Genomic DNA, 24,153 nt, shown 5'->3' with positions numbered 1-24,153 from the left:
AAATGCCTGTGATTGACGGGAGCAGAGGATGACGGCACGGATCATTGACGGAAAGGCCTTTGCGGCCAGGCTTCGCGGCGCGGTGGCCTGCCATGTTTCGCGCCTCAAGGCGCAGCATGGCGTGACGCCCGGCCTTGCCGTGGTTCTCGTTGGCACTGATCCGGCATCCGAAGTCTATGTCCGCGCCAAGCACAGACAGACCGTCGAGGCCGGCATGAATTCCTTCGAGCACCGCCTGCCCGAAGAGACTTCCGCCGCTGACCTTCTGGCGCTGGTCGCCCGGCTGAACGCCGACGATGCGGTCGACGGCATTCTCGTGCAATTGCCGCTTCCCGCCCATATTGCGGAAGCCGAGGTTCTGGCGGCGATCGACCCGACGAAGGATGTTGACGGGTTTCACATCCTGAATGTCGGCCTTCTGGCGACCGGGCAGAAGGCCATGGTGCCCTGTACCCCGCTCGGCTGCCTGATGATGCTGCAGGCGGAACACGGCGACCTTTCCGGCCTCGAGGCAGTCGTCGTCGGCCGCTCCAACATCGTCGGCAAGCCGATGGCGCAATTGCTGCTTGCCGCCAACGCCACTGTCACAATCGCCCATTCGCGCACGCGCGACCTGAAGGCCGTCGTCAGCCGCGCCGATATCGTGGTCGCCGCCGTCGGCAGGCCCGAGATGATAAAGGGCGACTGGATAAAACCCGGCGCGAGCGTGATCGATGTCGGCATCAACCGGATCGACGCACCGGAGCGCGGACCGGGCAAGACGCGGCTGACGGGCGATGTGGATTTTGCCGCGGCAAGTGCGGTCGCCGGCGCGATGACCCCGGTGCCGGGCGGCGTCGGCCCCATGACGATCGCCTGCCTGCTGGCAAACACGCTGACGGCTGCCTGCCGCCGTCGCGGGCTTGCCGAGCCGGCGCACCTGACCGCCTGACGCAGGTGCGCGGCGCCGGTTCAGGGCGGCGTCACTCTCCTCCGGCGGCAACGCCGCGCGCCGCCCTGGATCCGCCTTTCTGGGCGCGCCCCGTTTTCAAACCGGTCATGGCTTCCTATGCTGGGCCAGCAAATTCAGGAAGGAATGTCATGACAATCGGGTTTATCGGAACAGGCGAAATCACCAAGGCCGTGGTGACCGGCATGAGCACGGTCGACGGCGAAAAGCCGACCATCCTTGTTTCGCCGCGCAATGAGGAGATCGCGGCCACGCTTGCCGACCGCTTCGAGAATGTGGCGGTGGCGGCAAGCAACCAGGATGTGATTGACGGCGCTGAAAGCGTTTGTCTGGCGCTGAGGCCGGGCGATGCCGAAGAGATCATCAAGACGCTGAAGTTTGGCCCGTCCCACCACGTCATCAGCTTCATGCCGACCTTCAGCCAGGCGCGGCTTGCACGGATCGTCGCCCCGGCAACGCGGATCACGCTCGTTACCCCGTTGCCGGCGGTCGCCTTTCACGGCGGGCCGACACCGGTCTTTCCGCCGGATGAGGACGCGATTGCGATGTTCGAGCCGCTCGGCACCGTGGTTGCCGCCGAGACCGATGACGAATACCAGGCGATGTGCGTGGCGACCGCCTCGCTTGCCGGCGCCTTCGCCTATTACGAGACCATCGCCGACTGGCTTCAGGCGAAAAACCTGCCGGCCGACAAGGCGCGGGCCTTTTCCGGCGCCGTGTTCTACGCGCTTGCCGCAACCGCCCGCAACGCGCCGGAGATGTCGTTTTCCGAACTGACGCGGGAATCGGCGACGCGCGGCGGCACCAATGAACAGGTGCTCAAACACCTGAAGGACAACAACGTCTATACCGCGTTTTCAAAGGCGCTTGACGGCATCTGGGATCGGTTCGAGAATGCGAAACCTTCTTCCGACTGACAGGACAGGATGATGGATACGCCGCAGCTTCTGGGATCGCTGGCGCTTGCCTGGACCGCCTATTTCATCGCCGTCGTCAGCCCCGGCCCGGCAACGCTTGCCATTGCCGGCACGGCGATGGGCCATGGCCGGCGGCAGGCTGTGGCGCTTGCCAACGGCGTTCTGACCGGCTCCTTCTTCTGGGCCGTGCTGGCCGGCGCCGGCATGGCCGCCGTGGTGACGAAGCTTGCCTACGGGTTGGTGGCGCTGAAGATCATCGGCGGATGCTATCTGCTTTATCTGGCCTATAAGAGCTTTCGCGCCGCGATGCGCGCGGATGCCGCCGACATGGCGCCGAAGATTGCCGGGCGTCTCGGCCTCGGCGCCTTCTACCGGCGCGGCCTCTATATCCACCTTACCAATCCGAAGGCGATCTTCGCCTGGGTCTCGCTCGTCTCCATCGGCCTGCCGAAGGCTGCAGACCACGGCACGATCATCCTGTTCATCGCCGGCGCCAATATCATCGGCTTTCTGACCTTCAACGCGCTGGCGCTGATGTTTTCGTCCGGCCTCGTGGTGCGCGGCTACAGAAAGGCCCGTCGCGCCATCGAGGGGACGATGGCCGCGCTCTTCACGCTTGCCGGCCTGAAACTTCTGACGACAAGGTTCTGACATGCTCGACGAAGACGAGATCGCAAACCGGCTTCTGGCACAGGAGCCGGGCGAGTTTCATTTCCCGGAACTTTACGGCAAAGGCTGGAACCGGCTCTCTATCGGCGACAAGGTGAAGATTGGCCGCGAATTCCTCAACGCCGTGCGCAAGGGCCGCTTTCCCGGCGTGGAAGACACCGGCCGCAAGAAGGGCGGCGGCAGGGTTTATGTGAAGAGGGGTTAAGGTTGACTCAGAAGGAAAGTGATCTCAGTTTTGCGCCACGACTGACAGGAATTTCATGCATGGCCGGAGCTTGTACAAGCTCGGTAATATGAACGATGTCAGGCCAGCGCCATATAAGATTTGAGGCCGCTTGGTGCGTTGGCATCTTCTGATATCCTTGAGCGAATACAAACCCATGCAACCCGGCAGCACGTAAGGCGATACGTTCAGCAGAGTTTTTCAGTATTCTTCTGTCATTCGAAATAAAAATCCAATGCGTGTTGGAAGATTTCAGGAAGCGGATCCAGTCCAGATCAGACGCATTCCGCCCGTTGGGCATCCCACTGATGTCGCCGATATGAAATGCCCGGTCATCAAAATTGCTGATGAAGCCGTCGAGGGTTCTTGCCAGTACTGGAGACGTGCAATTGTCAAAGAAGACATTCACGCTGCCATCCGCGCATTGGGTGTCTTTTCTTCGAATTCCAATGCTTCGCGAACAGCAGATTCCGAAACGTCGTAAACCCTTGCCGCCTGATGTATGCCTCCTTCCTGCCGCACAGCATTCGCCAATACGGTCGTCGGCACACCAGATGCAGCGTCAATTGGCTGTCCAAAAGCACGCTGCGGATCGATGAGGATTCTGGAACGCCTGCCAAGTGGCCACCAGACGATTGGATCGCCCTCGTTTCCAAAGTCCACAGTTCTCAGCACAGGATCAATGACTTCCCTGAATTCATATTGACGGCTGAAAAGATTGAGCAATTTCTCTTTCTCTTCGCCGTTCTCATCTTTCTCAATTTCAAAGAGAAGGATACTTCTTCCATCGGTACGAAACCGATTTGTCGACAACGGATGGGTTTTTCCGAGAACCTCTCGGGCGAGCAATATCGCCCGTCGGATATGCTGAGGTGGCATGCCGAACCTAACGAAAGCATCTGCAACACGGACTTCCATGAGATCTCTGAAACTCAGATAGATTTTCTCATCCTCGATCGCTATTTCCGGGTTCCAAAGAGGCGGATAGTCTTTCCCTCTTCGCTTGTACCCGGAGAGCCAACGCACAAGTTTTGGCGCCGGAATAGAGGTCAGACGAGATGCCTCGGCCGAGGAGTAAATTCCGATGCCGACAAGTTCAGCGCTTTTGTTTTTTTCAATGTTCATTCGAGCTCAACGCCTGCGAGAAACTTTGTTGAATCATGCCAGCTATTGGATTCACGCACAACAAGAGATTGCGTCAGCTTTACTTTGGCAAAGACACACGTACCTACTCCGCCGCCTGACTGCCCGACCCAAAACGATTTTCGATATAGTCGCTGACCATCGCCTCGAAATCGGCGGCGATGTTCGGGCCGCGCAGGGTCTTCGCCTTTTTGCCGTCGATGAAGACCGGGGCGGCCGGCGTCTCGCCGGTGCCGGGCAGCGAGATGCCGATATCGGCATGTTTGCTTTCGCCGGGGCCGTTGACGATGCAGCCCATCACCGCGACGTTGAGCGCTTCCACGCCCGGATATTTATCGCGCCATACCGGCATGTTCTTGCGGAGATCCGACTGGATCTTGGAAGCGAGTTCCTGAAACACGGTCGAGGTCGTGCGCCCGCAACCGGGACAGGCGGCCACCACCGGCACGAACTGGCGAAAGCCCATGACCTGCAGCAGTTCCTGCGCCACCTGCACCTCGCGGGTGCGGTCGCCGCCGGGCTCCGGCGTCAGTGAAACGCGGATCGTGTCGCCGATGCCGTGCTGCAAGACATAGCCCATGGAGGCGGACGAGGCGACGATGCCCTTGGTGCCCATGCCGGCTTCCGTCAGGCCCAGATGCAACGCGTGGTCCGAGCGTTCGGCCAGCATGGAATAGACGGCGATCAGGTCCTGGACCTGGGAGACCTTGGCCGAGAGGATGATGCGATTGCGGGCAAGGCCGATCTCCTCGGCCAGCTCGGCCGACAGAAGCGCCGACTGCACGATGGCTTCACGGGTGACATCGCGGGCGGAAAGCGGCGCACCGGCTTCGGCGTTCTCGTCCATCAGCCGCGTCAGCAACTCCTGGTCAAGCGAGCCCCAGTTGACGCCGATGCGGACCGGCTTGTCGTAGCGGATCGCCATTTCGATGATCTCGGCGAACTGCTTGTCGCGCTTGTCCTTGAAGCCGACATTGCCGGGATTGATGCGGTATTTGGCAAGAGCCTCGGCGCAGGCCGGATGATCGGCCAGCAGCTTGTGGCCGATATAATGAAAATCGCCGACGAGCGGCACATCGAGGCCGAGATGCTCCAGCCGCTCGCGGATGCGCGGCACGGCGGCGGCCGCCTCGTCGCGATCAACCGTGATGCGCACCAGTTCGGAGCCCGCCTTCGATAGCGCCGCCACCTGCGCGACGGTCGCGTCGACATCGGCGGTATCGGTGTTGGTCATCGACTGGACGACCACCGGGGCGCCGCCGCCGACAATCACGCCGCCGACATCGACGGCGACCGAGGCGCGGCGGGGCAAGGGGTCGAAATTGCGGGGAGCGGCAAGCGTCATGATCATCTCCGGAACGGCTCTGCCTTTCAGGTGGTACAATGGCCCGGTCTTGTCAACTGTCAGCCGACCCGGTCGCGGTCGGCATAGGCCATAAGCGGCGCCAGCAGGAAGACGATGACATGGAGAAGCGACAGACCGGTGAAGATCGGCGAGAAGCCCGTATGCTCGGCGAGGAAGCCGATCAGCGACGGGGCGACGAGAATGCCGGAATAGCCGAGCGTGGTCGTCACCGAGAGACCGATGCCCGGCGCCATGCCCGGCAGATTACCGGCGGCAGAAAAGGCGATCGGCACCATGTTGGAAATGCCGAGCCCGGCAATGGCAAAACCGAGAATGATCAGCGGTGTGGATGGCGCGAGGCCTGCAAGCAGGAGGCCCGTGACGGAGAGCACCGCGCAGATCCGCATCGTCGTCACCCCGCCGAGGCGGTCGCGCACAAGGTCGCCTGCAAAGCGCATCGTCGTCATCGAAAGCTGGAAGGCGGCAAAGCCGAAACCGGCAAGGGCGATATCGACGCCGCGTTCATTGCGCAGGTAGAGCGCGCTCCAGTCCATGATCGCCCCTTCCGGGATCATGGAGAACAGCGCGACCACGCCGATCAGCCAGGGCAGCGGCGTCATCGGCAGGCGGATCTTCTGGCTCTTCTGCTCGCCCGTCGGCGTGTCCTCAACGAGGCGCGGAAAGCCGACGGCGAGGAAAAGCCCGGCAAGAAGTGTGGCGAACACGGCATGGCCGAGCGGGCCGATCGTTTCGATCAGATAGCCGCCCATGCCGGCGCCGAGAAGCCCGCCCAGGCTCCAGAAGGCGTGGCAGGAGGACATGATCGCCCGGTGCTCGACCTTTTCGACGGCGACCGTATTGGCATTCATCGATACGTCCATCGACGCCATAAGCCCGCCGAACAGGAAAAGCACACAAGCCGCCAGCCAGATCGCGTTGGAGAGCGTGAGCAGGATCAGCATCGGCAGGAACATCAGCGCCGCCGCCTTGCCGACCTTCGTCGAGCCGTAGCGAGCGTTGAAGATGCCGGTGAGCGGCATCGCCAGGATCGAGCCGACGCCGAAGACGAGGATCATCAACCCGAGTTCGCCCTCCGAAAGGCCAAGCTTTTCGGCAAAGACCGGGATTTTCGGCGCCCAGGAACCCATATAAAAGCCGTTCATGAGAAAAAGCAGCGAGACCCCGAGGCGATGGGGCGACATATAGCGGCGCGGGCGTCTGATTTCGTCTAGCGGAGTCTCGGTCATTGGTCTTCTCGTCATGCGGTAATTTCGATCAGGTTGCCGTCCGGGTCGGCCAGAACGGCCTCGTAAAAGCCGTCGCCCGTCAGGCGCGGCGGGCTCGTCAGAAAACCGGCCTCCTCCGCCTCTTTCGCCAGACGATCGACGGCGGCGACGCTGCCGAGACTGATGGCGATATGGGCAAAGCCGGGTCTTTCGACAGTCGGGTCATCCGCCGCGCCCAGCCAGGGCGCCTGCATGATCTCGATTGTCGGTCCGTCCGTCAGTCTCATGAAGCGCGAGACAAAGCCAGGCCTCCGGCGGCTTTCATAGCGTTCGCCAGGTTCTGCGGCGAAAACGCGCTGATAAAATCCGGCCATCCGTTCGAGGTCGCCGGTCCAGACCGCGACATGGGCAATCCGCGCATCGCTCATCGGCAATCCTCCTCGCAGATCAGGTCCAGACCCGTTTCCGCAAGCGCCGCGCGGGCCGCAGGATCGAGCGAGGCGGTGACCACGAGCGCATCGAGGGCGTCGAGCGCGATCACGCCGCAGGGCGCGCGGGTTGAAAACTTCCCCGCCGTCATCGCCGTTACCACCCGGCGCGCGCAGGCCGCAGCCTCCCGCTTGAACAGCGCGTCCTCGTAGTGAAAGCAGGTGAGCCCCGCCTCGACGTCGACGCCGCAGGCGCCGAGCAGGCAGAGATCGAAATGAAACGCCTGGAGATCCTCGATCGCGCGCGCGCCGACCGCGCCGCCGACCTCGCGGTGGATGCGGCCGCCAACCATGATCACGTCAAGCGTCCGGTGCCCGTCGAGGGCGGCCGCGATCGCCGGCGCATTGGTGACGATGACGCCGCGAAGATTTTCCGGCAGGGCGCGGGCGGCGGCGATGTTCGTGCTGGAGGCATCAAGGAAAACGCTCATGCCGTCATGGATTTCACCGGCAAGCAGGCGGCCAAGCGCTTTCTTTTCGGCGTCATCCTTGTTGTCGCGCGCCTTCAGCGGCCCGGCGGCCGGCGCCAAGGGCAAAGCTCCGCCATAGACGCGCTCGCAAAGCCCGCGTGCGGCCATCTCCCTCAGGTCCCGGCGGATCGTGTCCTCGGACACGGCGAATTCCACCGCGAGATCAGCCGCCAGAACCCGGTTGCCGGCCTTCAGCCGTTGGAGAATGATGTCCTGTCTTTCGCGGATCAGATGCATGGCCTCGCCCAAATCGTGCAGAAACGTGCATATTCCGGTTTGAACGTGCATGCAAGGGAAAACAGCGCCAAGAAGCTCGATTCCGCTTGCCGCCGTCTGCACGGAAACCGGACAGGCGGTAGTGATGGCTGAAGCAAACCGTGCCCGCAAGCAATGCAGCGGCTTGCAAGACGAAAAGGAAGGATGGCCCGCGAGAAGGAAGGGCATCCGGTCGGCATCGACTGCCCGGACCGGCCCCGTCGACGCCGATGCCTACCCCGCCGGGCCCGGACAGTCGGTTTTGACGATCTCGAAGGTCTTGCCGGCGCCGATACTGCTGATCAGGCCGTTCTTGTCTTCCGTCCGGAAGGCGATATCGGCACCGTCCGCATCGGCAAAGAGCGTCATGATCTTTTGCGACCGATCGGAATCGACGGCCAGAAGACTGCCGAAGGCAGGAATCTTTTCCGCAACGAAATCATATTCGGCAACCGTGTCGCCCGATCGCAGGGCAAGCTTGGCTGATGTCTCAAAGAACATGAAACGCCTGGGTTGGAAGAAGATGATGACATCACCCTCTTGCGAGCAGACCGCGCCGAGCGAGGCCTTGTCGAAATCATCGCCTTCCTCGCTGGCAATGGCCAGCGGCACGATCGTCCTGTCGAAAATATCCTGATGAAACTGCACGCTCCATCCGGGTTTCAGATCGTCCGCGAGGGTGCCTGTCGCCGCGAGAAACAGCCCTGCGGCAATGCCGATCCGGTGCATCCGATTCTCCTCCCCGACACCAAGGCGCGGAAAGCCGTCTGACGGCTTTCCGCTTCACGATCACGCCGCCTTTGTCTTGTTCTGGCGGTTCTCGATGAGGTCGTCGACGACGCCGGGGTCGGCGAGCGTCGAGGTGTCCCCAAGCGCACCGAAGTCATCCTCGGCGATCTTGCGCAGGATGCGGCGCATGATCTTGCCGGAACGCGTCTTCGGCAGACCGGGCGCGAACTGGATCTTGTCCGGCGTCGCGATCGGGCCGATCTCGGCCCGGACCCACTTGATCAGCTCCTGGCGCAGGGCCTCATCAGGCTCATGTTCGCTCATCAGCGTCACATAGCAATAAATGCCCTGCCCCTTGACCGGATGCGGATAGCCGACGACCGCGGCCTCGGACACGAAATGATGCGAGACCAGCGCGCTCTCGATTTCCGCCGTGCCGAGACGGTGGCCGGAAACGTTGAGTACGTCATCGACGCGGCCGGTGATCCAGTAATAGCCGTCCTCGTCGCGCCGGCAGCCGTCGCCGGTGAAATACTTCCCCTTATAGGTGGAGAAATAGGTCTGGACGAAACGGTGATGATCGCCATAGACCGAGCGCGCCTGCCCCGGCCAGCTGTCGGTGAGGCAGAGATTGCCGTCGGCCGCGCCTTCCAGCACCTTGCCCTCGTTGTCCACCAGCTGCGGCTTGACCCCGAAGAAGGGCTTGGTGGCCGAACCGGGCTTCAGGTCGGTCACGCCCGGCAGCGGCGTGATCATCATGCCCCCGGTTTCCGTCTGCCACCAGGTATCGACGATCGGGCAGCGTTCCTCGCCGACGACGCGGTAATACCATTCCCAGGCTTCCGGATTGATCGGCTCGCCGACCGAGCCGAGCAGGCGCAGGCTCTCACGCGAGGATTTCTTCACCAGATCGTCGCCAGCCCCCATCAGCGCGCGGATCGCCGTCGGAGCGGTGTAGAGGATATTGACCTGGTGCTTGTCGACCACCTCCCAGAAGCGGCCGGAATCCGGGAAGGTCGGGACCCCTTCGAACATCACCGTCGTCGCGCAATTGGCGAGCGGCCCGTAGACGATATAGGAGTGACCGGTGACCCAGCCGACATCGGCCGCGCACCAGAAGATCTCGCCCTCCTTGTAGTCGAACACATATTCATGCGTCATCGAGGCCCAGACGAGATAGCCGCCGGTGGTGTGCAGCACGCCCTTCGGCTTGCCCGTCGAGCCGGACGTATAGAGGATGAACAGCGGATCTTCCGCCCGCATCTTCACCGGCGGGCAATCGCCCTTCACCGTCTTGATTTCCTCGTGATACCAGAGGTCGCGACCGCGCGCCCAGCCGACATGACCGCCGGTGCGGCGCACGCAGAGCACGTGGTTGACCATGACATATTGCTTTGCCGCGATATCGATGGCGAGGTCGACATTTTCCTTCAGCTGGATCGGCTTGCCGCCGCGCACGCCCTGGTCGCAGGTGATCACGAAGGTCGATTCACAATCGACGATGCGCCCGGCCAGCGCCTCCGGCGAGAAGCCGGCGAAGACCACCGAATGGATGGCGCCGATGCGCGCGCAGGCGAGCATCGCGAAGGCTGCTTCCGGCACCATCGGCATGTAGATCGTCACCCGGTCGCCCTTCTTGACGCCGTGCTTCTTCATCACGTTCGCCATGCGGCAGACCTGATCGTAAAGCTGGTTATAGGTGATCTTCTTGTCGATATAGGGGTTGTCGCCTTCCCAGATGATGGCGGTCTGTTCCCCGTGCGTCTTCAGGTGCCGGTCGATGCAGTTATAGGAGACATTGGTCTGCCCGTCCTCGAACCACTTGATCGAGACCCGGCCGGTGAACGACGTGTTCTTGACCTTGGTATAGGGCTTGAACCAGTCGATCCGCCGGCCATGACGGTCCCAGAAGATCTCCGGCTCCTCAACGCTTTCCTGATACCATTTCTCGTATTTGTTCGCATCGATCAGAGCGCGCGTCTTTGCCGGCTTCAAAACCGGATATGTCTTGCCTGACATACTTTCCTCCTCGAAAATTCCTCCGTTGCCCCATTCATACAGGCTCGTGCGATGTCTTCAATAAGACATTCGTCAATTGTTTCGACATGATTGCATTCGAAGCGCGAAGGGATTATATGGGCCCCAACTATTCCCGGAAATTGTGGCAAAAACCCACGGACCGCGACACCGGCGCGGACGACAGAAGGACTTTATCCAATGGCACAAAAGCTGCTTATGCCCAAGGCGACAGCCGTATGGCTCGTGGACAACACGGCCTTGTCGTTCGATCAGATTGCCGAGTTGTGCAAGCTCCACCCGCTGGAAGTCAAGGCCATTGCAGACGGCGAGAGCGCGCAGGGCATCAAGGGCCTCGACCCGATCTCGACCGGCCAGCTTTCGCGCGACGAGATCGCGCGCGCGGAGAACAATCCGAACCATAAGCTGAAACTCTCCGAGCCGAAGGTGCGGGTGCCGGAATCCAAACGCAAGGGGCCGCGCTACACGCCCGTTTCCAAGCGTCAGGATCGCCCCAATGCCATTTTGTGGCTGGTGCGCAACCACCCGGAACTGAAGGACGCGCAGATTTCGCGCCTCGTCGGCACCACCAAGTCGACGATCGAGCAGATCCGCGACCGCACCCACTGGAACTCGGCCAATCTGACGCCGATGGATCCGGTGACGCTCGGCCTCTGCAGCCAGATAGACCTTGATCTCGAAGTCGAAAAATCGGCCAAGGACCGCCCTCTCCCGTCGGCCGAGGAACTCGACAATGCCCGCCTGGCTTCCGCAAGCGAGATGGAAAGCCTCGGCGACAGCGTCAACGCATCGCAGGAAGACAAGGGCATGTCCGCCGACGAGGTGTTCTCGCGCTTTGCCTCGCTGAACAATGAAGGCGATGAAGACGAGGATGACGACAACCGCTGACCAGCCAGAGACGCCCGGCATCGATCCCGCTGTGCTCCCCGCAGGCCTTGCGAGGAGGCTTGCGGGCTATGACTGGGAAGGCGTCGATATCGGCTGCTCCTCTGCGGATGTCTTCCTGTTGCGTGCCGCCGGCCGGCCCAATGTTGTTCTCAAAAGCGAGATCGCGGGAGCGTTTTCCGAGCTCCCGGCAGAAGTCGAGCGGCTTTCATGGCTGCGTCGTGAGGGGTTGGCATCGCCTACCCCTATCGTCTTTGAGACCGGCGGCGGCCGGCATTTCCTGCTGATGAGTGCGCTTTCCGGCAGCGATCTCGCGCGCGCCGACGATATTCCCGTGCTGGCCAGAGTGGAGTTCGCCGCCTCGGCGCTGCGCACCCTCCATGCGCAACCGGTGGCCGGCTGCCCCTTCGATCATCGTCTGGAGAACCGGTTGCGGCTTGCCGAAGCCCGCATGCGCGCCGGCCTCGTGGACGAAGACGATTTCGACGACGACAACCGGGACGCGGGCGCGCAAGAGCTGTTTGCCTGGCTCACCGCGAACAGGCCCCAGGAAACCGATATCGTCGTGACCCATGGCGATGCCTCGATGCCGAATTTCATGGCAACCGCCGAAGGGTTTTCCGGTTACATCGATTGCGGTCGTCTCGGTGTCGCAGATCGCTATCAGGATATCGCAATTGCCGTCAGCAGCATCCAGAGCAATTTCGGCGCGGAAGCTGTTGCCGGATTTCTGAAATCCTACGGGCTTTCTGCACCGGATGCGGCACGCATGCGGTATTACCGAACGCTGGACGAATTCTTCTAGATCGTCGGATTGCCAAAAACCGGATACCGCTTTTTCGCCCGATGCACTAGGCGGCCGCCGTCCGCCGCTTCGCCTTTTCATCGAACCGCGCGCGCGAATCGACAATCTCGTCGCTATTGTCGCGCGCCCATTGATAGATCGCGCAATAAAGCTGCTTCAGCGACGCGCCGAGCGGCGTCAGCGCATATTCCACTCCGACGGGCGCCGTATCCAGCACCTTGCGCTCGACGAGACCGTTGCGTTCGAGCCGCCGCAACGTATCGGTCAGCGCTTTCTGGGTAATGCCCTCAAGGTCGCGTCGGATCGCATTGAAGCGAAGCGGCCCATAAGCAAGCGCTGAAAGCGTCATGATCGACCACTTCCCCGATATCTGGTCCAATATTTCGCGGCCGATGCAGTTGGCGCTGAATTGCGGACATGATCTGACAGTTTGATCCATAGGGTTACCTCCAGGATACCTAGATTACCACACTTGCCTTATTGACACTAGGTCTAATTTTTATACCTATACGGCCAATCGTAACCGAAAGAGGAAGTTTCCATGGCCGCGCTGAACACCGACACGCTGTTCCGTCCCTTTAGTTTCAAGTCACTCCAGTTGAAGAACCGCATCGTCATGGCGCCAATGACGCGCGGCTTTTCGCCGGAAGGCGTGCCCGGCCAGAATGTCGCCGATTACTACCGCCGCCGCGCCGAGGGCGATGTCGGGCTGATCCTCTCCGAAGGCACCGTCATCGACCGTCCCAACTCCAAGAACCTGCCCGGCATTCCGGATTTCCACGGCGAAAAAGCGCTCGCAGGCTGGAAAAACGTGATCGACGCCGTCCATGCGGCCGGCGGCAGGATGGGGCCGCAGATATGGCATGTGGCCAACACCATTGCCGCTGCCGATTATCCGCCGAACCCCGATGAGACCGAAAGCCCCTCCGGTTTCGTCAAGCCGGGCGAGAAGCGCGGCCACGCGATGAGCGAGGAAGACATTGCCGACACGATCTCGGCCTTTGCGAAGGCGGCCGCAGACGCCGAGCGCCTCGGCTTCGATGTGGTCGAGCTTCACGGCGCCCATGGCTATCTGATCGACCAGTTCTTCTGGCCGGAGTTGAACCTGCGCGAGGACCGCTGGGGCGGCCCCGCGATTGGCGAGCGCGCGCGCTTTGCCGCCGAGGTGATCAAGGCCGTGCGCGAGGCCGTCTCCGACGACATGCCGGTGATCATTCGCCTCAGCCAGTGGAAGCAGCAGGACTACAATGCGAAGATCGCCACCACGCCGGACGAGATGGCCGAATGGCTGGAACCGCTGGTGGATGCCGGCGCCGACATGCTGCACTGCTCGCAACGCCGCTTCTGGGAACCGGAATTCCCCGCGATCGACGGAGAGAGCGGGCTGAATTTCGCCGGCTGGGCCAAGAAGATCACCGGCGTGCCGACGATCTCGGTCGGGTCTGTCGGCCTTGACGGCGCGGATTTCCTCGGCTCCTTCGGCGGCGCTGAAACCTCCGCCTCGGCCTCCGGCCTTGAGAAACTGGTCTCGCGCATGGAAAAGGACGAGTTCGATTTGGTCGCCGTCGGCCGCGCGCTGATCAAGGATCCAGAATGGGTGAAAAAGGTCGAAGCGGGTGAGATCGACAAGCTTCGCGCCTTTTCACGTGAAACGCTTGCAGAGCTTGTCTGAGATTTGCGAGGAGGCCGGATGCCAGGCGCGTCCGGCCTTTGTTTTGCGGCGCGGCGGCGCTCATTCAAACGCCGCCAGCCATTTGGCCAGCAGTCTGTCCAGCGCCGCGCGGTCTTCCATCGGCAACGACGCGATCAGCCTGTGCTGGTTCTCGACATGGGCGCTCACCGCCTCGTCGATCAGGGCGAACCCCTTGTCTGACAGCGCGATGACGAAACCGCGCCCATCCTCCGGATTGCGCTCACGCGAGATGAAGCCCGCCGCCTCCAGCCGGTCGAGCCGGTTGGTCATCGTGCCGGAGGAGACCATCGTCCGCTCCATCAGCACCGACGGCGAGAGCGCATAGGGCGGGCCGGAACGCCTCAGCGTCGCCAGCACGTCGAAACTCGCGGCATTCAGTCCGTAGCGGGAAAACACCGCTTCCAGATTGCGCGCAAGATGCTGCTGCAGCCGCTTGAGCCTGCCCATCACGCCCATCGGCATGGCGTCGAGATCCGGACGCTCGGACTGCCACTCGGCAAGAATACTGTCGACATGATCCATGGATCGACCATGCCGAGATTTTATCTTGACGTCAAGCTATAACCATGTAGTTTGACGTCAAGATAAATGGAGGCAGCCATGCCGAAAACATCCGATGTCCTGCTCACCGCGCTGGCGCCCGCCATCTGGGGCAGCACCTATATCGTCACCACCGAGCTTCTGCCGGCGGGCATGCCCCTGACCCTCGGGCTGCTTCGGGCGCTGCCGGCGGGCCTCATCCTGCTTGTCGCGGTCCGGCAATTGCCCTCGCCCGCCATGCTGCCGCGCCTGTTTGCGCTCGGGTTCTTGAACTTCGCGCTGTTCTGGAGCCTGCTGTTCGTCGCCGCCTATCGCCTGCCCGGCGGCGTTGCCGCAACCCTTGGTGCGACCCAGCCGCTGATCGTGCTGTTTCTGTCGCGCGCTGCCCTCGGCACCGCGATCCGGCCGCTCGGCGTGCTGGCCGCGCTCGGCGGGCTCGCAGGCGTTGCCTTTCTCGTGCTGTCGCCGAACGCCGTGCTCGATCCCCTCGGCATTGCCGCGGCCTTCGGCGGCGCGCTGTCAATGGCGGCGGGCACGGTGCTGACCCGCAAATGGCAGTTTCCCGTGCCGCCGCTGACGCTGACCGCCTGGCAACTGACCACCGGCGGTCTGCTGCTCCTGCCGCTGGCTCTCATCCTCGAGCCCGCTTTCCCGGTTCCGACGGCCGAAAACCTGATCGGCCTCGCCTGGCTCGGCCTCATCGGCGCGGCGCTCACCTATTTCTTCTGGTTTCGCGGCATCGCCATGATCGGCCCCTCACGCGCCGCCCTCCTCGGCTTCCTGAGCCCCTTGAGCGCGGTCCTGCTCGGCTGGGTTCTGCTGGGCCAGGCCTTGTCGCCGCTGCAGGTCGCGGGTGCCGTGCTGGTGCTGGCAAGCCTCTGGCTCGGCCGTATGACAGGCGGTCCCGCCCCTTCGCCCGTCGCCACGCACGCAGATGCAAAAACCCCGGCCGAATGACCGGGGTTTTCGAACATCTCAGGCGGACGAGGGCCGGTCTCACCCCTCAAACACCACCAGAAGGTCCTTGGCGTCGATCTGGTCGCCGGCCTTGACGTGGACTTCCTTGATGACGCCGTCGCGGTCGGCGTGGAGCGCGGTTTCCATCTTCATCGCTTCGATCGAGACCAGTACGTCGCCCGAGGAGACCTGCTGGCCGGCGGAAACGGCGACCGTCGAGATCACGCCCGGCATCGGCGCGCCGATCTGGTTCTGGTTTGCCGGATCCACCTTCTGGTTGGCCCCGCCTGTTGCCCCATGGGCACGGTCCGGCACCTTGATCGAGCGCGGCGCGCCGTTCAGCTCGAAGAACACGGTGACCATGCCCTTCTCGTCCGGGCTGGTGACCGCCTGGTTCTGCACCACGATCGTCTTGCCGACTTCGAGATCGGCGAACAGTTCGTCACCCTCGTCGAGACCGTAGAAATAGGCAGGCGTCGGCAGAACCGAAACAGGGCCGTAGGTTTCGCTCGCCAGCGCATAATCGACGAAGACCTTCGGATACATCAGGTAGGAGGCGAGCTCGAAATCATTGATCTCACGCCCGACCTTCTCCTCGGCCTGCTTCCGTTCGGCCTCCAGATCGGCCTCTTCCAGCAGCGAACCGGGACGCACCGTATAGGGCTTGTCGCCTTTCAGCGCCTTCTTCTGCAGCCCCTCCGGCCATCCGGCCGGCGGCTGGCCGAGATCGCCCTTCAGCATGGAGACGACCGAATCCGGGAAGGACATGTCCTTGGCCGGGTTTTCGACGTCGGCAACGGAGAGATCCTGGCTGACCATCATCAGCGCCATGTCGCCGACAACCTTGGACGACGGCGTGACCTTGACGATATCGCCGAACATCTGGTTGGCATCGGCATAGGCCTGCGCCACTTCGTGCCAGCGGGTCTCAAGCCCGAGCGAGCGGGCCTGCTCCTTCAGATTGGTGAACTGGCCGCCGGGCATTTCGTGCAGATAGACTTCCGAGGCCGGCCCCTTCAGGTCACTTTCAAAGGCGGCATACTGGTGGCGCACGGCCTCCCAGTAGAAGGAGATGCGGCGGATATAGCCGGTGTTCAGCCCCGGATCACGCTCGTGGCCCTTGAGCGCCTCGACGATCGAGCCGAGGCAGGGCTGCGAGGTGTTGCCGGAGAACGCGTCCATGGCCGCATCGACGGCATCGACGCCGGCGTCGATCGCCGACAGCACGGTGGCGGCCGCAATGCCCGACGTGTCGTGGGTGTGGAAATGGATCGGCAGTTCGGTCGCATCGCGCAGGGCGGTGAACAGCATCTTGGCGGCTGCCGGCTTCAGCAGGCCGGCCATGTCCTTCACCGCGATGATATGGGCGCCGGCGGCTTCCAGTTCCCTGGCAAGGTCGGTGTAGTATTTCAGGTCATATTGCGGTCGACGCGCATTCATGATGTCGCCGGTATAGCAGATCGCCGCCTCGCAGAGCTTGCCTTCCTCGGCAACGGCGTCCATCGAAACGCGCATGTTCTCCACCCAGTTGAGGCAGTCGAAGACGCGGAAGAGATCGATCCCGCCCGCGGCCGCCTGGCGAACGAAATACTTGACCACATTGTCGGGGTAGTTCTTGTAGCCGACGCCGTTTGCGCCCCTGAGCAACATCTGCAGCAGAAGGTTCGGCGCGTTCTGGCGGACCTTCGCCAGCCGCTCCCAGGGGTCTTCCGTCAGGAAGCGCATCGACACGTCGAAGGTTGCCCCGCCCCAGCATTCGAGCGACAGAAGCTCCGGCAGCGCCCGGGCATAGGTGCCGGCGATGGTCGCAATGTCATGGGTGCGCATGCGGGTCGCCAGCAGCGACTGGTGGCCGTCGCGCATGGTGGTGTCGGTCATCAGGACGCGCTTTTCATTGCGCATCCACTTGGCGAATTTCTCCGGCCCCATCTTGTCGAGAAGCTGCTTGGTACCAGGCTTCGGATCGCCCTCGATGAAGGGCACGACGGGCGCCGCGATCTCATCGGAGGGGCGCGGACGGCCCTTGACCTCCGGATGGCCGTTGACGGTGACATCGGCCAGATAGGTCAGGAGCTTGGTCCCGCGGTCGGCGCGCTTGACCTGGGAGAACAGCTCCGGCGTCTCGTCGATGAAACGCGTGGTGTAGCTGTAGTCCATGAATTGCGGATGGGTGATGATCGCTTCGAGGAAGGTCAGGTTGGTGGCGACGCCGCGAATGCGAAACTCGCGCAGCGCCCGGTCCATGCGACGCGCCGCCTCCTGCGGAGACGGCGCCCAGGCGGTGACCTTTTCCAGAAGCGGATCGTAGAAACGGGTGATGACGGCGCCCGAATAGGCCGTGCCGCCGTCGAGGCGGATGCCGAAGCCGGTGGCGCCGCGATAGGCGGTGATGCGGCCGTAATCGGGAATGAAATTGTGTTCGGGATCTTCCGTGGTGATGCGGCACTGCAGCGCGTGGCCGCGCAGATAGATCTCCTCCTGCGGCGGAACGCCGGATTCCTCCGTGCCGATCGCCGCGCCGTCGAGAATATGGATCTGCGCCTTGACGATATCGATGCCGGTCACGGTCTCGGTGACGGTGTGCTCGACCTGGATGCGCGGATTGACCTCGATGAAGTAGAACTTGCCGGTATCGGCATCCATCAGATATTCGACGGTGCCCGCGCCGATATAGTCAGTGGCCCGGCCGATCTTCAGCGAGTATTCGGCGAGTTCGGCGCGCTGTTCGTCGGTGAGATACGGCGCCGGCGCGCGTTCGACGACCTTCTGGTTGCGGCGCTGGATCGAGCAGTCGCGCTCGAACAGATGCACCACATTGCCGTGGGTGTCGCCGAGAATCTGGCTTTCCACGTGCCGGGCGCGTTCCACCAGCTTTTCGAGATAGACCTCGTCCTTGCCGAAGGCGGCCTTGGCCTCGCGCTTTGCCTCGGTCACCTCGCGGGCGAGATCGGCCTTGGAACGGATGACGCGCATGCCGCGACCGCCGCCGCCCCAGGAGGCTTTCAGCATCACCGGAAAGCCGATTTCCTCTGCCATGCGCTCGACTTCCGCCATGTCGTCGGGCAGCGGGTCGGTCGCCGGCACGACCGGCACGCCGACCTCGATGGCGAGATTGCGGGCCGCGACCTTGTTGCCGAGCCGCCGCATGGTCTCAGCCTTCGGGCCGATGAAGGTGATGCCGGCTTCCGCGCAGGCATCGACGAACTCCGGGCTTTCGGAAAGAAGGCCGTACCCCGGATGGATGGCATCGGCGCCGGAAAGCTTGGCGACGCGGATCACTTCCTCGATGGAAAGGTAGCTCTCGATCGGACCCATATCGCGATCGAGGTGAGGGCCGCGTCCGACCTGGTAGCTCTCATCCGCCTTGAACCGATGGAGCGCCAGCTTGTCCTCTTCCGCCCAGATCGCGACCGTTTTTATGTCCAGTTCGTTTGCAGCGCGAAAAACACGGATGGCAATCTCGGAGCGGTTGGCGACAAGTATCTTTGAAATCGGCAAGGAAGGCCTCCTCAGGAAAAAAGCGTGACAATCGCAATTTCAAAGTCATAGCCAAACTCTCGGGCAAGCGCAAACCCGCCCTGATGCCTTAATCGATTTGCCGCAATCAGGAGACGAGACCGAGCCGGAACGCAAGGGCGACGAGGTTTTGCCGGTTGCGCGCGCCGAGTTTCTGCTGCAGGCCGCTGACATACCAGTTGACCGTATGATTGGTGAGGCCGATCGTCCTTCCGGCTTCGACCGACGTCATCCCGTCGGCCAGGTTCTTGAGAATGGTCAGCTCACGCAGCGAGAGCGCCGGGACCGTGTTCCCTCCGGGCGCATCGGCTTCGCCGCATCGCAGAATAACAAGACAACGGTTGAGCGTTTCCCGGGCGAGCGCGCTGAAGAGGCTGATTTCCAGCGGAGAAAGCTCGATCCGCCGGCCGCGCGCCATTGCAAGCGTGCCGGCCAGCCCCTCACGCCCGAAGACCGGGAAGGTGACGCCGTAAGCCAGCCCCTCCTGCGCCGCCCGGACGCACCGCAGACGCAGTTCGCGAGAAAGCGCGGGATTGAACCGCCCACCGGCCGCGAGCGCCGAATCCCAGAAATATGCGCCTTCGAGCGCGCCGGTCGCCAGCAGAACGCCATCGACGGCGCCGTCAAAGAGTATCGGGTGCTCGGCATCGGGCTCGCTCCCGACAAGGCAGCGCCATGCGACCGCGTCACGGGCGGGGGTCAGCGACCGCCGAAACAATCCGGTCCGCGCGAAATCATAGCGTCGGGCAACCTTTTCCATGGCCGCCCGAAGGCTCGTCAGGCTGTCTATCTCGTGGATCAGAACGAGGTATTCCAGCAGGTCTTGATATTTCTGCAAGGGAATCTTGTCTTTCGGGCGCGTCGGCAAGGCTTCCTTTGCACCGGCCGGCGACTGATTTCGCTTCGAATCACCCGTCTTTTTCAAGCGCAGGCGAGGTGTGATTACAACGCCTAGTTTTTACACGTATCAAGGGCAATAGCAACCATGGGATTAGTGAGGCTATGCTTTTCCATTGTGCGCAAAAGTGGCAGAGGGCGCTCCCGCGGGCCTGCGGCGCAGACATTCCGCAACGTTGCGGCGGCCGCCATTTTGCGGCATGGCGGCCACCGGTCTTCGCATCAGCTTCTCAGCACCCGATAGATTGCCGGGATGATCAGCACCGTCAGCAGGGTCGACGAGATGAGGCCGAACAGCAACGAGATTGCAAGACCCTGGAAGATCGGATCGGCCAGGATGACGGCCGCGCCGATGATCGCCGCAAGCGCAGTCAGCAGGATCGGCTTGAAGCGGATCGAACCCGCCGCGATCAACGTGTCGATCATCGGCACGTCATCCGACTTGGTATGCCGGATGAAGTCGACCAGCAGGATCGAATTGCGCACGATGATGCCGGCGAGCGCGATGAAGCCGATCATCGAGGTCGCCGTGAACGGCGCGTTGAACATCCAGTGGCCGAGCATGATGCCGATAAAGGTCAACGGCACCGGCGTCAGGATCACCAGTGGCACCTTGAACGAGCCGAACTGGGCGACGACGAGGATATAGATCCCGAGAAGCGCAACCATGAAGGCGGCGCCCATATCGCGGAACGTGACCCATGTGACCTCCCATTCGCCGTCCCACAGCAGAACCGGCTCGGATTCATCTTCCGGCTGGCCGTGCAGCTTGATGACAGGCTTCGGCAGGTCGCCCCAGTCCATCGCGTCGATCGCGTCCTGAACGGCGAGCATGCCGTAGAGCGGCGCTTCGAAATCGCCTGCCAGTTCGCCGGTCACCATGTCGGCATAGTGACCGTTGTGGCGGAAGATGGCGTAGGAGGTCGGCTCTTCGGTGACCGTCACGACGTCGCCGAGTTCGACGACAGAGGCGGTTCCGCCGGTGGCGGACGCGACCGGCGTCGACAGGAAAGTCTCGTCGAGCACCTTCTGGTCCTTGGTGCGGCCGATCTCGATCGGGATCGGCGGACGACCGCCGCCGCGGTGGGAGTAGCCAACCGTGGCGGTGCCGTTCAGCGCCGACAGCGCGTCGAAAACGTCCTGTTCGGCAACGCCATAGCTTTCCAGATCGTCGCCGGAAATCGCAACCCTCAGACGCCGCGTCTGCTGACCGTAGCTGTCATCGACATCGACGATAAAGGGCACGGAGCGGAAGGCCTCCTTGACCTTTTCGGCAACAGCGCGACGGGTTTCGGCATCCGGGCCGTAGATTTCCGCCAACAGCGTCGCCATGACCGGCGGACCGGGCGGCGGCTCGACGACCTTCAGCGAACTGCCCGCAGGCACGGGCACCGCCGCCAGGATCTTCTTTCTCAGATCCAGCGCGATCTCGTGGCTCGAGCGGTCGCGATCGCCTTTCGGCGTCAGATTGATCTGGACATCGCCCATCTCCGGCCGGTTGCGCATGTAGTAATGGCGGACAAGGCCGTTGAAGTTGAAGGGCGAGGCCGTGCCGGCATGGGTCTGGACCGACAGCACCTCGGGCGTCTGCAGCACCACATCGGCAACGGCCTGGGCAATGGCGTCGGTCTCCTCGACCGAGGCGCCCTCGGGCAGGTCGATCGTCACCTGCAGTTCCGACTTGTTGTCGAAGGGCAGCAGCTTGACGGTGACATGTTTGGTGTAGAACAGGCTGAGCGAGCCGAAGGTGGCGACCAGCACCAGCCCGATGAAGGTCCAGGAGCGGAACTTCGTCTTCAGGATCGGGCGGGCGACCGCCGCATAGGCGCGGCCGAGCGCCCCGCCGCCATGGCCGTCCTCGGCATGGAGCTTGGCTTTGCCGGCAATCCTCACCATCAGCCAGGGCGTGATCATCACGGCGACGAAGAAGGAGAAGATCATCGCGGCCGATGCCACCGCCGGGATCGGGCTCATATAGGGGCCCATCATGCCCGAGACGAACATCATCGGCAGAAGGGCGGCCACGACCGTCAGCGTCGCGACGATCGTCGGATTGCCGACTTCCGCCACGGCTTCGATTGCCGCCTGAACGCGGGTGCGCTCGTCGGGCATCGCCCAGTGGCGGGCGATGTTCTCGATCACGACGATGGCGTCATCCACCAGGATGCCGATGGAGAAGATCAGCGCGAACAGCGACACGCGGTTCAGCGTGTAGCCCATGATATTGGCGGCAAACAGCGTCAGCAGGATCGTCACCGGAATGACGATGGCAACGACAAGCGCTTCCCTGAGCCCGATCGCCACCCAGACGAGGATGATGATCGACACCGTGGCAAGCGCCAGATGGAAGAGCAGTTCGTTCGCCTTCTCGTTGGCCGTCTCGCCATAGTCCCGGGTGACCGAAACGGCCATCGTGTCGGGAATGAGCGTGCCCTTCAACTCATCGACGCGGTGGAGAATGTCGTGCGCGACATTAACCGCGTTCGCCCCGGCGCGCTTGGCAATCGCCAGCGTGACAGCCGGAACGCGCTCCATCGTTCCGTCTTCGGCAAGCGTGACCGAGGAGGCAATCGCGTCGGAATCATTGGTGATATAGGAGATGTCGGCGACATCACGGACATAGACCGGGCGGCCATCGGCGCTGGTCAGCAGGAGATTGCCGATCTCGCCGGGCGACGACAGGGTCTGGCCGGCCATGACGTCGATCTGCATGCCGTTGTCGCGCACCGTGCCGGTGGAAAAGGCGCGGTTGGCCGCCGTCACCTTGCCGGTCAGCGACTTCAGCGTCACGCCATAGAGCGCCAGCCGTTCGGGATCGGGAGCGATGCGGATCGCCTCGCCGGTCTCGCCGACCAGATAGGTGAGCCCCACCTCGTCAATCTTGGTGAGTTCGGTCTGCAGTTCGCGCGCCACCCGGGTCAGGTCGTTTGCGGTGATGCCCGCATCCCGGCCGTCGGCGGGCGTCAGCGTCAGCGCGACAATGGCGACGTCGTCGATCGTGCGGCCGATAATCAGCGGTTCGGGAATGCCGACGGGGATGTCGGACATATTGGCCATGACCTTGTCATGGACGCGCAGCACCGCGCTGTCGGCTGGCGTGCCGACCATGAAGCGGGCCGTGACCATGACCTGGTTGTCGGATGTCTGCGAATAGACATGCTCGACATCATTGATGCCCTTGATGATCGTCTCCAGCGGTTCGGAGACGAGCTTGACGGCATCCTCCGCCTTCAGCCCCGGGGCCTGGACGATGATGTCGACCATGGGAACGGAGATCTGCGGCTCTTCCTCGCGCGGCAAGGTGAACAATGCCACAAGGCCGAGCGCCAGCGCCGCCAGAAGGAAGAGCGGCGTCAGCGGCGAAGCGATGAAGGATTTGGTCAGCCCGCCGGCAAGACCAAGCTTGTGCGGTTTCATGGGACGATTACCTCATCGCCGGGGGAAAGCCCGGTCAGTATCTCGGTCATGGTCTGACCCTTGATGTCGGCGTTGCCGCCGGTCATCACGGTCTTCTCCCGCGTCCTGCCGTCATCCAGGGCGACGGTGACGAAATCGAGCCCGTGGCGTGTGGTCACGGCATTTTCGGGCACGAAGAGGGCCTCGCGCTCGCCGATCGGCACGCGCACCAGAAAGCGCTGGTTGACATAGCCGGTTTTCAGCCCGTCGACTTCCACGTCGGCGATCACGCGGTTGTTGTCGAGTTCCGGATAGAGTTTTACCAGTTTGCCGGTGGCTTCACCCTCGGCATCGGGGCGGCTGATCTCGATGGACGCCCCCTCCTCCAGAAGGTTCGCGTGGCGGGCGGGGATCGCAAGCCTCAGAAAAAAGCCACCGGAACCGATCGTGGCGACCGTCTCGCCGGGCAGGATCACCGAACCCTCGACGACGGGCACCCGCAGCACGCGGCCGGATGCCGGAGCAAGGATATCGCCCTCGCGCAATTGCTGGCGGACGACCTCCATATTGGCGTTGACCGAGGCGATGTTGTTGACGACCACATCGACCTGGGTCCTCAGCGTATCGAGCTGCTGGTTGCTCATCACCCCGCGCTTGTTGAGGTTTTCGCCCCGTTCCAGTTCCGAGCGCGCGTTCTCGAGCGAGGCGTTAAGCCCTTTCAGCTGCGCCTCGTAGGCGGCGACCTGATAATCGAGCTTGTCGTCCCGGACGGTGCCGATCACATCGCCTTCGTTGACCATATCGCCCTCTGTCAGCGACAGCTGCTCGAGCGTGCCGCCGATGCGGGCGCGCGCCGGAACCGTGTCGCGAGCCTTGACCTCGCCATAGACGGCCTTCCATTCCGGCACGGTCATCGGCTCGACCTTCAGCATCGCGGCAGAGGCTGAGACGGCAGCAAGGAAGGCGGCAAGAAGCGCGGCCATGCCGCGCCATGCAAGCGCTTTGGGCATCAT

22 protein-coding genes are annotated in these 24,153 nt (G+C 62.7%); 8 read left to right on the top strand and 14 right to left on the bottom strand.

The genetic code is table 11. The features are described 5' to 3' along the window. Nucleotides 1-28: 28 nt before the first annotated feature. From folD to AZF01_RS20280, 4 genes are all read left to right on the top strand, one after another. Nucleotides 29-931: a bifunctional methylenetetrahydrofolate dehydrogenase/methenyltetrahydrofolate cyclohydrolase FolD gene (folD, locus tag AZF01_RS20295; protein WP_024706150.1), complete on the top strand. Its 903-nt coding sequence runs from the start codon at nucleotides 29-31 to the stop codon at nucleotides 929-931. 149 nt (nucleotides 932-1,080) lie between these two features. Further along, entirely contained in the window at nucleotides 1,081-1,866 is a 786-nt protein-coding gene (locus tag AZF01_RS20290; RefSeq protein WP_024706149.1) for a pyrroline-5-carboxylate reductase, read from the top strand. Nucleotides 1,867-1,878: 12 nt separating this feature from the next. Beyond that, complete coding sequence (locus AZF01_RS20285) at nucleotides 1,879-2,517, top strand: LysE family translocator (RefSeq protein WP_244435483.1); 639 nt, start codon at nucleotides 1,879-1,881, stop codon at nucleotides 2,515-2,517. Nucleotide 2,518: 1 nt separating this feature from the next. Then, nucleotides 2,519-2,740: a DUF1413 domain-containing protein gene (locus tag AZF01_RS20280; protein ID WP_024706147.1), complete on the top strand. Its 222-nt coding sequence runs from the start codon at nucleotides 2,519-2,521 to the stop codon at nucleotides 2,738-2,740. 7 nt (nucleotides 2,741-2,747) lie between these two features. On the opposite strand, the gene AZF01_RS23665 is transcribed toward AZF01_RS20280, so the two are convergent. From AZF01_RS23665 to acs, 8 genes are all read right to left on the bottom strand, one after another. After that, on the bottom strand, nucleotides 2,748-3,167 hold the full coding sequence (locus AZF01_RS23665; protein ID WP_081725641.1) for a hypothetical protein: 420 nt from the start codon (nucleotides 3,165-3,167) through the stop codon (nucleotides 2,748-2,750). Continuing rightward, nucleotides 3,164-3,883, bottom strand: a complete 720-nt coding sequence (locus tag AZF01_RS20275; protein WP_024706146.1) for a hypothetical protein — start codon at nucleotides 3,881-3,883, stop codon at nucleotides 3,164-3,166. Before AZF01_RS20275 ends, AZF01_RS23665 begins: the two co-directional genes overlap by 4 nt. 103 nt (nucleotides 3,884-3,986) lie before the next feature. Then, nucleotides 3,987-5,246 carry a flavodoxin-dependent (E)-4-hydroxy-3-methylbut-2-enyl-diphosphate synthase gene (gene ispG / locus AZF01_RS20270; protein ID WP_051423950.1) on the bottom strand — a complete coding sequence of 420 codons (1,260 nt, stop codon included), beginning with the start codon at nucleotides 5,244-5,246 and terminating at the stop codon, nucleotides 3,987-3,989. A 59-nt stretch (nucleotides 5,247-5,305) separates the two neighbouring features. After that, entirely contained in the window at nucleotides 5,306-6,493 is a 1,188-nt protein-coding gene (locus AZF01_RS20265) for an MFS transporter (RefSeq protein WP_244435482.1), read from the bottom strand. An 11-nt stretch (nucleotides 6,494-6,504) separates the two neighbouring features. After that, nucleotides 6,505-6,900, bottom strand: coding sequence for a VOC family protein (locus AZF01_RS20260; protein WP_024706143.1), 396 nt, complete (start codon nucleotides 6,898-6,900; stop codon nucleotides 6,505-6,507). Continuing rightward, the gene (locus AZF01_RS20255) at nucleotides 6,897-7,667 is read right to left on the bottom strand and encodes a DeoR/GlpR family DNA-binding transcription regulator (RefSeq protein WP_036235509.1); all 771 of its coding nucleotides are present in this window, start codon (nucleotides 7,665-7,667) and stop codon (nucleotides 6,897-6,899) included. The genes AZF01_RS20260 and AZF01_RS20255 overlap by 4 nt, the downstream gene beginning before the upstream one ends. Before the next feature lie 252 nt (nucleotides 7,668-7,919). Next, a complete protein-coding gene (locus AZF01_RS20250) occupies nucleotides 7,920-8,414 on the bottom strand; it encodes a hypothetical protein (protein ID WP_024706141.1) in 495 nt (164 codons plus the stop codon). A gap of 60 nt (nucleotides 8,415-8,474) precedes the next feature. Then, nucleotides 8,475-10,433, bottom strand: coding sequence for an acetate--CoA ligase (acs, locus tag AZF01_RS20245; protein WP_024706140.1), 1,959 nt, complete (start codon nucleotides 10,431-10,433; stop codon nucleotides 8,475-8,477). Nucleotides 10,434-10,631: 198 nt separating this feature from the next. On the opposite strand from acs, the gene AZF01_RS20240 reads away from it, so the two are divergent. Both AZF01_RS20240 and AZF01_RS20235 read left to right on the top strand, forming a co-directional pair. Further along, complete coding sequence (locus AZF01_RS20240; RefSeq protein ID WP_024706139.1) at nucleotides 10,632-11,339, top strand: DUF1013 domain-containing protein; 708 nt, start codon at nucleotides 10,632-10,634, stop codon at nucleotides 11,337-11,339. After that, entirely contained in the window at nucleotides 11,323-12,141 is an 819-nt protein-coding gene (locus tag AZF01_RS20235; RefSeq protein ID WP_051423949.1) for an APH(3') family aminoglycoside O-phosphotransferase, read from the top strand. The genes AZF01_RS20240 and AZF01_RS20235 overlap by 17 nt, the downstream gene beginning before the upstream one ends. A gap of 46 nt (nucleotides 12,142-12,187) precedes the next feature. On the opposite strand, the gene AZF01_RS20230 is transcribed toward AZF01_RS20235, so the two are convergent. Continuing rightward, complete coding sequence (locus AZF01_RS20230) at nucleotides 12,188-12,580, bottom strand: helix-turn-helix domain-containing protein (protein WP_024706137.1); 393 nt, start codon at nucleotides 12,578-12,580, stop codon at nucleotides 12,188-12,190. A 102-nt stretch (nucleotides 12,581-12,682) separates the two neighbouring features. Here AZF01_RS20230 and AZF01_RS20225 point away from each other — a divergent pair, with 102 nt between their 5' ends. Then, nucleotides 12,683-13,813, top strand: a complete 1,131-nt coding sequence (locus AZF01_RS20225) for an NADH:flavin oxidoreductase (protein ID WP_024706136.1) — start codon at nucleotides 12,683-12,685, stop codon at nucleotides 13,811-13,813. A 60-nt stretch (nucleotides 13,814-13,873) separates the two neighbouring features. Here the strand turns inward: AZF01_RS20225 and AZF01_RS20220 are convergent, their stop codons facing one another. Continuing rightward, complete coding sequence (locus tag AZF01_RS20220) at nucleotides 13,874-14,356, bottom strand: MarR family winged helix-turn-helix transcriptional regulator (protein ID WP_024706135.1); 483 nt, start codon at nucleotides 14,354-14,356, stop codon at nucleotides 13,874-13,876. 66 nt (nucleotides 14,357-14,422) lie between these two features. Here AZF01_RS20220 and AZF01_RS20215 point away from each other — a divergent pair, with 66 nt between their 5' ends. Then, nucleotides 14,423-15,331, top strand: coding sequence for an EamA family transporter (locus AZF01_RS20215; protein ID WP_081725640.1), 909 nt, complete (start codon nucleotides 14,423-14,425; stop codon nucleotides 15,329-15,331). A gap of 39 nt (nucleotides 15,332-15,370) precedes the next feature. On the opposite strand, the gene pyc is transcribed toward AZF01_RS20215, so the two are convergent. The 4 genes from pyc to AZF01_RS20195 all read right to left on the bottom strand — a co-directional run bounded on the left by pyc (nucleotide 15,371) and on the right by AZF01_RS20195 (nucleotide 24,150). Next, nucleotides 15,371-18,829, bottom strand: a complete 3,459-nt coding sequence (gene pyc / locus AZF01_RS20210) for a pyruvate carboxylase (RefSeq protein ID WP_024706133.1) — start codon at nucleotides 18,827-18,829, stop codon at nucleotides 15,371-15,373. 106 nt (nucleotides 18,830-18,935) lie between these two features. Next, complete coding sequence (locus AZF01_RS20205) at nucleotides 18,936-19,685, bottom strand: LuxR family transcriptional regulator (RefSeq protein ID WP_152534411.1); 750 nt, start codon at nucleotides 19,683-19,685, stop codon at nucleotides 18,936-18,938. Between the two features lie 281 nt (nucleotides 19,686-19,966). Continuing rightward, nucleotides 19,967-23,161 (bottom strand): efflux RND transporter permease subunit, encoded by a 3,195-nt coding sequence (locus tag AZF01_RS20200; RefSeq protein WP_024706131.1) that lies wholly within the window; start codon nucleotides 23,159-23,161, stop codon nucleotides 19,967-19,969. Further along, nucleotides 23,158-24,150, bottom strand: coding sequence for an efflux RND transporter periplasmic adaptor subunit (locus AZF01_RS20195; protein ID WP_244435480.1), 993 nt, complete (start codon nucleotides 24,148-24,150; stop codon nucleotides 23,158-23,160). Before AZF01_RS20195 ends, AZF01_RS20200 begins: the two co-directional genes overlap by 4 nt. Nucleotides 24,151-24,153 lie beyond the last annotated feature (3 nt).

It is taken from the genome of Martelella sp. AD-3 (assembly GCF_001578105.1).
GTDB lineage: Bacteria > Pseudomonadota > Alphaproteobacteria > Rhizobiales > Rhizobiaceae > Martelella.
Note: the sequence above shows the minus strand (reverse complement) of the source record. Positions and strands in the feature narration are given on the sequence as shown.